We start from the raw sequence: 11,925 nt of genomic DNA, 5'->3' as shown, positions 1-11,925 counted from the left end.
TATCTTAACCTTTAATCCTTTTATTTTATTTATAAGTACTATATATAATCGTATTCAAATCAAATCAAGACAGGATATATATTTTGAAAAACAGATATTATGATTTAAATTCTTATTTTAGAAATATATTTGGGTGCAGGACACATAAAATCACAGTTGATGCAGGATTTGATTGCCCTAACAGGGACGGTACAATCTCAAACGGAGGCTGTATTTACTGCAATGCACGGGGTTCCGGTACAGGCGCTCACGCTAAAGGGCTTTCTATAACCCAACAGCTTATAGCGGGAAAAGCCGCTGTTTCAAAAAGGTTTAAAACAAAAAATTTCATAGCCTACTTCCAGGCATTTTCTAATACCTATGCTTCTTACGAAAAGCTAAAAAGCTTTTATGATGAAGCATTGTCTGTTGAAAATATTGCAGGCCTTGCAATTGGAACAAGGCCGGATTGCATTAATGATTCTGTGCTTAAGCTTCTTGAAAATTATGCAAAAAATTATCATATATGGGTTGAATATGGATTACAATCCATCCACGATGAAACACTTTTGCTGATCAACAGAGGGCATGATTTTAATTGTTTTGTAAACGCTGTAAATATGACCAAAGGCAGGGGCATAAAAATCTGTGCTCATGTTATTTTAGGTCTTCCCGGAGAAGAAAAAACACATATGCTAAAAACGGCAAAAGCTTTGGCAAAGCTTAAAATAGACGGGATTAAGCTTCATCTTTTATATGTTGTTAAAGGCACAAAAATGGAGGATCTTTATTTAAGTGGCAACTACAGATGCCTTGAACAGGATGAATATGCACAGCTTGTATGTGATTTTATAGAGCTTCTCCCTGAAAATGTGGTTATCCATCGCCTGACAGGAGATCCTCACCCTAAAGAACTTTTAGCACCGCTTTGGTCTCTGGAAAAGCCGGAAACGCTCTTTCTAATTAAAGACATACTTGAAAACAGAAATTCACGGCAGGGAAAATTTTATCCGGACAAAAAAGATATAGAAAGCTTTTGAATCAAAAGATAAAAAACCGATTATTATCAGATAGTAACATGCATCATTATCTGTTTTGACATGAAACATCTGATTATCAAGCATTACATTCACCGAGAATTGCTACAGCTCAATTATGATAATTTGACAATAGCCCACGCTTATCTTATATTTTAAAATTAAAAATGGGTTATGTGTCATAGTAAAGGATAAAAAAACTGGTCATTTAGATATTTGGCTACTACGTGTTTATTATTCTATAAAGAATATTGAGAGGAAAAATAATGAAAGTACTTGTAAGCGATAATCTGGATCCTATAGGAATCCGGATGTTTCAGGATGAAGATGGAATAGAAGTTGATTTCAAACCCGGTTTGTCTCCCGAAGATCTCAAGGAAATTATAGGTGATTATGATGGTCTTGCCATAAGAAGCGCCACAAAAGTTACGGCCGATCTTTTAAGCGCAGCAAAGCAACTTAAGGTTGTCGGCAGAGCCGGAATCGGTCTTGATAATGTTGATATCCCTGCTGCTACCAAACATGGTGTGATTGTAATGAACACTCCGGGTGGAAATGTTATTACAACCGCAGAACATGCAATTGCAATGATGATGGCCATGACAAGAAACATTCCATGGGGAACTGCTTCTCTTAAAGCTGGAAAATGGGAAAAGAAAAATCTTGAAGGCCGCGAACTATACAATAAAATCCTGGGTATAATCGGCTTTGGAAAGATCGGGTCCATTGTTGCCGACCGTGCGCGTGGCCTTAAAATGCAGGTTGTTGTTTATGATCCTTTTGTTACTCCGGAACAAATTGAAAAAGCCGGATACACATATGTTACTCTCGATGATTTATATGCCAAAGCAGATTATATTACAGTTCATGTTCCTAAACTGAAAGATACGCTGAATCTGCTTAACAAAGATGCTTTTGATAAGATGAAAAACGGCGTGATGATAATTAACTGTGCCAGGGGCGGAATAATTAATGAAGATGATCTGTATAATGCAATAAAATCAGGCAAGGTTGCTGGAACAGCATTGGATGTTTTTGAAAAAGAGCCTCCCGGCGCATCTCCTCTCTTTGAGCTGGATAGGGTTATATGCACACCGCATCTTGGAGCTTCCACACAGGAAGCCCAGGTGAATGTTGCTACAGCTGTTGCAGGCCAGATAATTGACTATTTAAAAAACGGCACAATTGCAAATGCGGTTAATGTTCCTTCTGTTACCGGAGAACTGTTGAAAAAAATCGGACCGTTTTTATTGCTTGCTGATAAAATGGGAAGCTTGCTTACCCAACTTTCGAAAGGCCCTTTTAAGGAAATTGTCATCGAATATACAGGCCATTTCGATGATCTTGACATGTCTCCTGTTTCAACAGCCGTTTTAAGAGGTTTGCTCGTACCTATTGTAAAAGATGATGTTAATTTTGTTAATGCCAATTTTATTGCAAAGGAAAGAGGTATAAAAGTTACTGAAACCGTAGCAGCCGATTCCGAAGATTTTATTAATCTTATTACAATAAAAGGTATTACTTCAGATAAAACTTACGTTGTTGCGGGTACCATTTTCGGTAAAAAAGATCCGAGAATTGTAAGAATAAATAATTTCAGACTTGAGATGCATCCAAGCGGACATCTTGCCTTAGTCCAAAATCTTGACAAACCCGGCGCAATCGGAAGTATTGGAACCGTTCTTGGCAAGAACAGTATTAATATAGGAAGAATGCAAGTGGGGCAGGAGGAGGAAGGAGAGAGAAATATCATATTGCTTAAAACCGATTTGCCGATTCCCGAATCCGTGCTTGAAGAATTAAGAGCATTGCCGCTGGTTAAGACTATTACGCTTCTTGAGCTTTAATATAAATGGGATAGTAGTATCTCAGAAAAACTGTACAAGCAAGCCAGTTTCAAAACGCCCCATTTTGGCCGATCTCTGCGTTGGGCTCAAATTTCAATCCTCGAAATACTAAAGGTATTCCTGTGGTTGAAATTTTCTCCCGCCTTGAGCTTGACCAAACTGAAACGTTTTGAAAGTGGCTCAAGCGGTTCAAATATATTCTTTGCTTGCAATCCGAGTTTTTGGAAATATAAGGAGAATAGCTATGCCTGAAGAAAATAAACCAAATTTTACAGTAAAAGACCGAAGAATTTTTTCCCAGGAAGATGAAAGTATTGATGAAAAAGAAAAAGCAGATGAAACAAAAGTTGAGGACTCAACAAAACAAAAGAAAAGCAAAAATGAGCCTTCAGATAAAAGACCGGATAATAATGATGCTCAAGCATGTTTGCCTGAAATTAATTTTCCAACCTTTATTATGTCTCTAAATGCATCTGCACTTGTAAACCTTGGGATTGTTGAAAATCCGGCAACCGGAAATAAAGAAACCAATCTTACCATTGCCAAACAGACAATAGATATTTTAAGTATGCTGGAAGAAAAAACCAGAGGTAATTTATCAAAAGATGAAGAAGGAATGCTAAAAAGCATACTTTATGATTTAAGAATTATTTATGTGAAAGAAAAAAAATAAAGTTCCGATATCAAAGGAGGCGCTAATGTGGCTTGATAAATTTGCAGCAATTAAGGGGCAAAAGGCAGTTTTTATTGTTTTGGCTATAGCAACAATTGTTTTGGTGTTTTCATGTTTTAACTCTTTGTCAGACAGTAACGCACAACCTGCTGTAGGCCAAAAAGCAATTACGGATGCGTCGGGTTTCGATAAAGAAATAAATCCGCCTGAAACAAGGATGATTCCGGAAAGTTTTAGTGATCTTGCAGAAATGGCCAGTCCGGCAGTAGTAAATATCCAGACAGTAAGAACTGCGAAAACAAAAAATATGTTCCGCCAGTTTCGCAGAGGGCCATCCGGAGATGATGACCCTATGGAAGATTTTTTCAACAAATTCTTCGGCCCTAACCAGCAAAGAGAATTTAAACAGCGCAGCCTTGGCTCAGGGTTTATAATTGATAAAGAAGGATATATAGTTACAAATAATCATGTAGTGCAAGACTCTGATAAAATAAAAGTTATATTAAAAAATGAGAAAGAATATAATGCCGAAATCATTGGTCGTGATCCAAATACTGATCTTGCGCTTATTAAAATAAAAGATAAAAACAATCTTCCGGTTTTGAAACTTGGCAATTCCGATGCATTGAAAGTCGGCCAGTGGGTTGTAGCAATAGGTAGTCCGTTTGGTTTGGAGCACACAGTGACGGCCGGAATAGTCAGCGCAAAAGGTCGGGTAATAGGTTCCGGCCCTTATGATGATTATATCCAGACTGATGCTTCAATCAATCCCGGCAACAGCGGCGGGCCTTTGTTGAATATGAACGGTGAGGTTATAGGTATAAATACGATTATCATTGCAGGCGGACAGGGCATCGGGTTTGCGATACCTATAAATCTTGCTGGGGGAATCGTTGATCAGTTGAAAAAATATGGTGACGTAACCAGAGGATGGCTTGGTGTCACTATCCAGGATTTGCCTGCCGATATATCTGAATATTTAGGTATTGAAGATGGAAAAGGTGTTCTTGTTTCAGATGTTATTCCCGGAGATCCTGCCGATAAGGCGGGAATAAGGTCAAAGGACATTATTACTGAGATTAACGATCAAAAAATTGACTCAAGCAGAACTCTTCTTAAAATAGTAGCTGCAATGAGTGTAGGCAAAAGTGCTAAAATCAAGGTGTTGCGAAATGGCAAGGAAAAGATAGTTAATGTTGAAATTGCCAAAAGATTGGATGAGAAAATAGCTTCAGCCAGGGATTCCTCAAGAGGGCAGTCAGATGATGATATAGGTATTCGTGTTGCCGATCTTACTCCTGATATAGCAAGAAATTTTAATATTTCTGATAATGAGGGTGCTGTTGTGGTTGCAATTGATCCCGATGGCTTAGCTGCCGAAGCCGGTATAGTACCCGGCGATATTATCAAAGAAATAAATCATCAGCCTATAAAATCTGTAAGAGAATATGCTGAAGAACTAAACAAAATCAAAAAGGATAAATCTTTAAATATTCTTTTGCGAAGAAATAAAGTCGGCTATATTTTAGTAAAAATTTCAAAATAAGTTACCAAAAGAAGTTACAATGATTGCTGGTGGGGAAAGGAAATATTTCCCCACCGAGCATTTTTTTTCAAGAGTTTTACAATATAACAGGTGGCATTAATTGAAAATCTTTTCTCCAGCGAAAGTCAATCTGTTTTTGCATGTATTAGGAAAAAGACCCGATGGCTATCATGAAATTGAAACATTAATGTGTTGTGTGAGTTTATATGATATAATGCATATTAATTTTACTAATGGCGCTACTTCCCTTACATGTACCGATCAGGAAATTCCATGTGATGAAAAAAATCATGCCATAAAAGCTGTTAATCTTTTTTCGGGGAAATTAAAAAAAAATATAGCGGTTAAGATACATATAGAAAAAAAAATTCCTTCAGGTGCAGGGCTTGGGGGAGGAAGCAGCAATGCCGCATCTGTATTATCAGCATTAAACATTCACTTCGGCCATCCGTTTTCAATAGAAGAAATAATGTCAATGGGACTTGAAATTGGTGCGGATGTCCCCTTTTTTTTATTTAATAAACCTGCTTTGGCAACCGGTATAGGTGAAAAGCTTGAAGAATATGCTTTGAAATTGGCCTATAAGATCTTGATTGTTTACCCCGGGTTTAGCGTTTCAACTGCAGATGTTTATAAAAATCTTAATTTAGGATTGACAAATTGTAAAAAAAAATTTAAGAGCTTATCCCTTAAACAGGAATTTGATGCGCAGCTTCTTTGTAATGATCTTGAGTATGTTACTGCTTCAATGTATCCTGAAATAAATACAATAAAAGAGGCTTTATTAAAGCAAAAAGCTTCGGGTGTTCTTATGTCTGGAAGCGGATCTTCAGTATTCGGTCTTTTTCCCGATAGCAACAGTGCAGCAAACGCGGTTACTGTTCTTTCGCAAAATAGAGGGTGGCGTATATTTGTTGTGGATTCAATAAATTGAAACGGTACCTTTGGATAGTTGGTATTACGGCCTTAATGTGTTTTTTATCTTGTCTCTGGGGTGTCGTCAAGCGGTAAGACACAGGACTTTGGTTCCTGCATTCGGAGGTTCGAATCCTCCCACCCCAACCATTATTTTTTATATCGAAACAGATGAAAGAAGAATAGTAAGTAGTTGAATTTTTTTAATTATTACAAAAGTATCATTAATGAAATATTGGAATAAGTAATGAGTGATTATGTAATCTTTTCCGGCAACTCAAGCATTGATTTGTCTAATAAAATATGTGATTATCTTAAAGTTGATCTTGGCGATGCCAAAGTTAAAACCTTTAGTGACGGTGAGATACAGATTGAAATAAATGAAAATGTAAGATCAAAAGATGTTTTTGTTGTTCAATCAACATGTGCACCGGTTAATGATAATCTTATTGAGTTGCTTTTGATGGTAGATGCGCTAAAACGTTCTTCAGCAAGGAGAATAACCGCTGTTATACCTTATTACGGTTATGCAAGGCAGGACAAAAAAGTAGCTCCTCGTGTTCCTATAAGCGCTAAGCTGGTTGCAGATCTGCTTACTGTAGCAGGAACAAACAGGCTTATTACCATGGATTTACATGCAGGTCAGATTCAGGGTTTTTTTAATATTCCTGTGGATAATTTGTTTGCGGCTCCTGTAATTATAGATTATATTAAATCTAATTTTGAAAACAACCTTGTTATTGTATCTCCGGATGCCGGTGGTGCTGAAAGGGCAAGAGCATATGCGAAGCGCCTTAATTGCGATCTGGCTGTGATAGATAAACGCAGAGAGGTGCCAAACAAAGTAAAAGGTATGTCGGTAATAGGCGACGTCAGAGAAAAGATTGCGATAATTATAGACGATATGGTCGATACAGCCGGTACTCTCACGGAGGCTGCAGTAGCAATTATTAAAAACGGAGCAAAAGAAATTCATGCCTGTTGCTCGCATCCGGTTTTATCAGGTCTGGCAATTTCGCGTATTACTGATTCGCCTCTTAAAAGCCTTGTCGTTACGGATACGATACCTCTGAATAAAGAAGCTTTAGCATGCAATAAAATAAAGGTATTATCATCATATAAGCTTGTTGGTGAGGCCATAATCCGAAGTTATAACGGAGATTCGGTAACATCGCTGTTTATTTAAATAATATGAGTTCCAGAAACATAAAACATACGGGTATTGTATTTCTATTAAGAATTTAGTATTATAATGATTCTCTCACGTTTTATCTGTGTACTCTATGGCTAATTAACCTGAAAAATCATATTAAAATTGTAAAACCAAAAGCTCCAGATGCAATGTTGATTAAGCATATGGATTTTTTATTTTGGAAAATGGTTGATTTTTTCAATATGAATCCATGAACAATAAGGAGGAAAATCTATTGGAGTTATTAAAAATTAAAGCAAAATTAAGAGAATCTACCGGCAACAGTCCGGCAAGAGCATTAAGGCGTATGGGTGAAGTTCCGGCTGTAATATACGGCCCGGGGAAAGATACGGTTTTATTATCTATTTCAAATAAAGACCTTGAAGATATACTAAAAAAAGGAAATATTAAACAGGCGCTTTTAAACATTGAGATACAAAACGGCTCCTCACATGCCAGAACAGCAATGATTAAGGAATTGCAAACTCATCCGTTATCCAGAAAGCTACTGCATGTTGATTTTTATGAAATTGCAATGGATAGGAAAATCAAGGTAAAGATTCCTGTTGTTACCAAGGGTATTGCAAAAGGGATAGATTCGGGCGGAATGCTTCAGGTAATCAAGAGGGAACTAGAAGTATTATGTTTACCCGTTGGAATTCCGGAATCAATTGAAGTTGACATTACCGAGCTTGACATTGGCGATTCCATACATGTTAAAGATATAGTTATGCCAGAAGGAGTTGAATTTCCGGATGATGTAAATTATACGGTAGTTACGGTTCTTTCTACCAAGTCCGAAGAAAAAGAAGTTGAAGAAGAAGTGGATGAGGTTGTAGCAGAAGATACAGCAGGCAAGCAGGAAACGAAATCAGAAGAGAAAGAATAATAAACTAACAAGCACATAGGTTATGCCAGAAAAAAGAGTTTGCCTTATTGCCGGTTTAGGTAATCCCGGCAATACATATGCAAAAACCCGTCATAATGCCGGATTTATGGTAATTGATGCATTAGCTGATATTTTTTCAATTCCGGTTGAGAAAAAAAAGTTTGAAACAATATATGGACGCGGGATTATAGAAGGCATAAATGTTATACTGACAAAACCTGTTGCCTTTATGAACAAAAGCGGACTTCCGGTTTATTCTCTTTCAAATTTTTATAAAATATTACAAAAAGATATATTGATCATATATGATGATATAGATCTTGCTTTCGGAAGAATCAAAATAAATCCGAGGGGAGGATCTGGAGGTCATAAGGGCATTATATCTTTAATAAATTCCTTTGGAAACGATAATATTTCCAGGATTCGCATAGGTATAGGACGTTCTGAATCCGGTACAAGTGTTTCAAACTATGTTCTCGATAAATTTAGTGCCAAAGAAAAAGATACGTTAAACCTCATAATTAAAACGGCCTGTGATGCTGCGGTAACGATTCTTTATAGCGGCATAGAAGAAGCAATGAACAGGTTTAATGATAAAAGAAATATTTTATGAAAACCAAAACCAAGTTTTTATGACAGTTCTTTTAATGAACTGATAAATTCTTTCATGTCTTCAGGCATTGGTGCTTCAAATTCCATTGTTTTATTTGTAACAGGATGAACAAATCTTATTTTCCAGGCATGAAGCATATGCCTTTTTACCTGTATAGAAAATTCTTGGTTTTTTTTTGAGTTATTTGAGTTGACAGATAGGTTTGATTTATTGCCATAAACCTGATCCCCTACAACTGGATGTCTTTTTGCCGCACAGTGAACCCTTATCTGGTGGGTGCGTCCGGTTTTAAGATCTATTTCAATGAGTGTTACAACTTTAAAACGCTCAATAACTTTCCATAAAGTTTCTGCCATTTTAGGCTTGCGGGTTAAAACGGACATTTTTTTTCTATCTGAAGGATGCCTTCCTATGGGAAGTTTTATTGATCCGGAATCCGGCTCCATGTTACCGTAAACAAGAGCGATATATTTCTTTTTAACCATTCTTTCCTTAAACTGCAAACTAATATTAGCATGGGAAATATCATTTTTTGCAACTACAAGAGCTCCTGAGGTATCTTTATCAAGCCTGTGAACAATACCTGGTCTTATTTCACCTCCTATCCCGGTTAAATCGGGACAATGAAATAAAAGAGCATTAACCAGAGTTCCCGAATAATGACCCGGTGCAGGATGTACCACTATTCCTGGTTGCTTGTTTATAACTATTATATCTGAATCTTCATAAAGAATATTTAATTCTATGGGTTCGGGAAGAAATAAGACCGGTTCCGGGTCAGGAATTGTTCCTGTGATTTTATCGCCGCATTTTACTTTATAACTTGGTTTTTTTATACGATCCTCAACTGTTATTTTCCCTTTGGTTATAAGAGAAGCGGCAATTGATCGTGAACAGGAAGGAACAGAAGATGATACAACAATATCAAGCCGTTTTCCGGAAACGGATTCGTCTGCATGGAATGTAAACTCATCCGAAGATATACGGGTGATGCAGGTTGTAGATAAAGATTGAATACTATTATTTTGATTAGATTTTGGATGCCGCCGACAGGAGCCAGCGGCATCTTGGATCATATTTTGGATCAAATGAATCTCTTTTTTCGGGAACATACTTATTGTTCCGCTTTTATTCTTCGGAAATTAATCCTTTGGCTTATCTTTAGCAGTAAATAAAGATTCAATTTCAGAAAATATTTTGTCCTCGCTGGTTTGTCTTGCGGTTGAGAGCTCTTTTACCAGAAGAGTTTGAGCCGTATCAAAAAGTTTTCGCTCTCCGAAAGAAAGATCTTTTGTTAATTTCAAAAGGTAAAGATCCCTGAAAACCTCTGCAACATCATATAATGAACCTGTTTTGATTTTGTCCATATAATCTCTGTATCTTCGGTTCCATGTTTGGGTATCGATAGGAGTTTCTTTCTTGCTTTTCATAAAATCATAAATTTTAGTAACTTCTCCTTCACTTATTACGTCCCTTAACCCAACCGAATCAACGTTCCATGTCGGAATCATAATAACCATTCCGTTTTCAAGAACTTTTATGATATAAAAATCGTGCTTTTCGCCATTTATAATTTTATTTTCAATAGCTTCTATCCGCCCGACTCCATGTGCAGGATATACAGCAAGGTCACCCACATGAAATTCACGTACTTCTTTTCTTATGAAGCGTACTCCAGCTCGTCCACCGTTTATTTTTGCGTTAGTATCGGTTGCTGCCGATACCGCGTTACAAGACCTTCGCATGATAACTAACCTCTGTTGTCCTATTTTAATATTGTCAAAAATTAAATGCAGAAAACTCAGAAAAAGGATAATATATAAGAAATTGATACCAGTAAAAATATTCTGCATATCGCCCATTTTTATTTATTATTAATCTAAATTTTACCTAATTCTTATTTATCCATTTATAATCTACAAATATATATAACATACTTTTGGAAATCAGGCAAGAAAATTAGATTTTGTGTCAGAAACACATAAACTGTCCTGTATTGTAGCACGTAATCTGTCCGGTTTACAATGGTCACCAATGGAGGTGACGAATGAGACGGACAGAGATGCGACAAGTGAACACTATTCCATGTTTTTTGTCCATGAGGAGGGGACTTTCAGTAGTTTGCAAGGGGCTATGGGATGTAATCAGTAAAGCGGGGTTCATTCAGTGCTCGTTATAGCGATAGGGGAAGCCATTACTGGTTTACTCCTGAGACAGGAGGCCGAAGTAAGCAAGACGCAGCCTACCCAGTTTAGGAGGGCCATGCAACGCTTGGGGATCGACATGATTGCCGCCTATTCTCTGCAAGCACGGGACAATGCCGTTGAATTAAGCGGGTTGCCTGTATATCGAATTGATCTTTATCGAGCAAAGACGTGACAAGAATTTCAGTTTTACCGGAAGGCAATTCAATACGAATTAGCAGAACTCTGATATCTGTTGTATCAAGCCCCATTTCTTTGCACACTCTGATGGAAGGATATGTCTGCGGCAGTTTAACAATTTTTTCCTTCTTGCCGGAATTGAAAAACTTCTTGATGATTTTCCATTGGGATACTTTAACACGTGCACAAAAATGAGCATTGATGGATAAGATTAAATTGAAAAGCCACGCAGCCGGATATCCTCGATCCAGTAATACCAGATCAGATTGCATCAATTTTGTAAGCTGATTGTTTTTTGTTTTGAAAAACCCTTTCAGTTCGATTTCTATTAGGACCCTTTATTAAGGTTTGCAAAGAAGGTTATTATATTTTTAAAAGAAAGTGAGCGATTTCGGGTAAAATGTTTTTACATTTTTTCTCCTTAGTGATTATTTGCGATATTATTGTTAATTTAATATGTTACACTATATTTGCAAGTGGTTTTTATTAAATATATAAAATATAGGAGCTTTTCCATATTTTTCTTCTATCTCTATGATGAAGATAAATAATTTTTTTAACAGTACTGCCTTAGCAGGTCTTTTATTTGCAGTTACCAACAAATTCAAAGTCAATAGCAGGTGGTAAGGAATTAGGATCAACCGTAACTGTATTTATAAAGTTATGGGCTTGTTTAATGCCGGGCTTACAAAAAGTAAAATAATGATATGCTCCCAATAAACTTTAAATTAAATTGTTGATGGCACAGCAATATCAGTCCCAGCCACATCAGCTGCTTCCACCAATTTCAGGCCAAATTGTTTAGCTCGGTTTTTCATGTTTTTTATTATTCTCTGTTTATATTGCATCT

Annotated in this window: 12 protein-coding genes, 1 tRNA gene and 1 pseudogene; 10 read left to right on the top strand and 4 right to left on the bottom strand. The window is 36.8% G+C overall.

All coding sequences use genetic code 11. The features are described 5' to 3' along the window. Positions 1-80 precede the first annotated feature (80 nt). From KKC46_03915 to pth, 9 genes are all read left to right on the top strand, one after another. On the top strand, positions 81-1,019 hold the full coding sequence (locus tag KKC46_03915) for a TIGR01212 family radical SAM protein (GenBank protein MBU1052962.1): 939 nt from the start codon (positions 81-83) through the stop codon (positions 1,017-1,019). 263 nt (positions 1,020-1,282) lie between these two features. Beyond that, positions 1,283-2,863 (top strand): phosphoglycerate dehydrogenase, encoded by a 1,581-nt coding sequence (gene serA, locus KKC46_03910; protein MBU1052961.1) that lies wholly within the window; start codon positions 1,283-1,285, stop codon positions 2,861-2,863. Between the two features lie 244 nt (positions 2,864-3,107). Continuing rightward, positions 3,108-3,536, top strand: a complete 429-nt coding sequence (locus KKC46_03905; GenBank protein MBU1052960.1) for a DUF1844 domain-containing protein — start codon at positions 3,108-3,110, stop codon at positions 3,534-3,536. A gap of 25 nt (positions 3,537-3,561) precedes the next feature. Then, positions 3,562-5,082, top strand: a complete 1,521-nt coding sequence (locus KKC46_03900) for a DegQ family serine endoprotease (protein MBU1052959.1) — start codon at positions 3,562-3,564, stop codon at positions 5,080-5,082. A gap of 100 nt (positions 5,083-5,182) precedes the next feature. Continuing rightward, on the top strand, positions 5,183-6,016 hold the full coding sequence (ispE, locus tag KKC46_03895) for a 4-(cytidine 5'-diphospho)-2-C-methyl-D-erythritol kinase (GenBank protein ID MBU1052958.1): 834 nt from the start codon (positions 5,183-5,185) through the stop codon (positions 6,014-6,016). 56 nt (positions 6,017-6,072) lie between these two features. Beyond that, positions 6,073-6,147, top strand: a tRNA-Gln gene (locus KKC46_03890). A gap of 97 nt (positions 6,148-6,244) precedes the next feature. Then, entirely contained in the window at positions 6,245-7,183 is a 939-nt protein-coding gene (locus tag KKC46_03885) for a ribose-phosphate pyrophosphokinase (protein ID MBU1052957.1), read from the top strand. Positions 7,184-7,424: 241 nt separating this feature from the next. Beyond that, entirely contained in the window at positions 7,425-8,078 is a 654-nt protein-coding gene (locus tag KKC46_03880; protein MBU1052956.1) for a 50S ribosomal protein L25/general stress protein Ctc, read from the top strand. A 22-nt stretch (positions 8,079-8,100) separates the two neighbouring features. Beyond that, a complete protein-coding gene (gene pth, locus KKC46_03875; protein MBU1052955.1) occupies positions 8,101-8,691 on the top strand; it encodes an aminoacyl-tRNA hydrolase in 591 nt (196 codons plus the stop codon). Positions 8,692-8,708: 17 nt separating this feature from the next. Here the strand turns inward: pth and KKC46_03870 are convergent, their stop codons facing one another. Together KKC46_03870 and KKC46_03865 are read right to left on the bottom strand one after the other, a co-directional pair. Next, on the bottom strand, positions 8,709-9,767 hold the full coding sequence (locus tag KKC46_03870) for an RluA family pseudouridine synthase (GenBank protein MBU1052954.1): 1,059 nt from the start codon (positions 9,765-9,767) through the stop codon (positions 8,709-8,711). 66 nt (positions 9,768-9,833) lie between these two features. Continuing rightward, positions 9,834-10,436 carry a CarD family transcriptional regulator gene (locus KKC46_03865; GenBank protein MBU1052953.1) on the bottom strand — a complete coding sequence of 201 codons (603 nt, stop codon included), beginning with the start codon at positions 10,434-10,436 and terminating at the stop codon, positions 9,834-9,836. Between the two features lie 223 nt (positions 10,437-10,659). Here KKC46_03865 and KKC46_03860 point away from each other — a divergent pair, with 223 nt between their 5' ends. Beyond that, positions 10,660-10,842, top strand: coding sequence for a hypothetical protein (locus KKC46_03860; protein MBU1052952.1), 183 nt, complete (start codon positions 10,660-10,662; stop codon positions 10,840-10,842). A gap of 100 nt (positions 10,843-10,942) precedes the next feature. On the opposite strand, the gene KKC46_03855 is transcribed toward KKC46_03860, so the two are convergent. Both KKC46_03855 and KKC46_03850 read right to left on the bottom strand, forming a co-directional pair. Further along, on the bottom strand, positions 10,943-11,347 hold the full coding sequence (locus KKC46_03855; GenBank protein MBU1052951.1) for a hypothetical protein: 405 nt from the start codon (positions 11,345-11,347) through the stop codon (positions 10,943-10,945). 310 nt (positions 11,348-11,657) lie between these two features. Continuing rightward, positions 11,658-11,792, bottom strand: a pseudogene (locus KKC46_03850) (lysozyme). Positions 11,793-11,925: the final 133 nt, after the last annotated feature.

This window comes from Pseudomonadota bacterium (assembly GCA_018817425.1).
Classification (GTDB): Bacteria; Desulfobacterota; Desulfobacteria; order Desulfobacterales; family RPRI01; genus RPRI01.
This window is presented reverse-complemented; position numbering and strand designations above follow the sequence as displayed.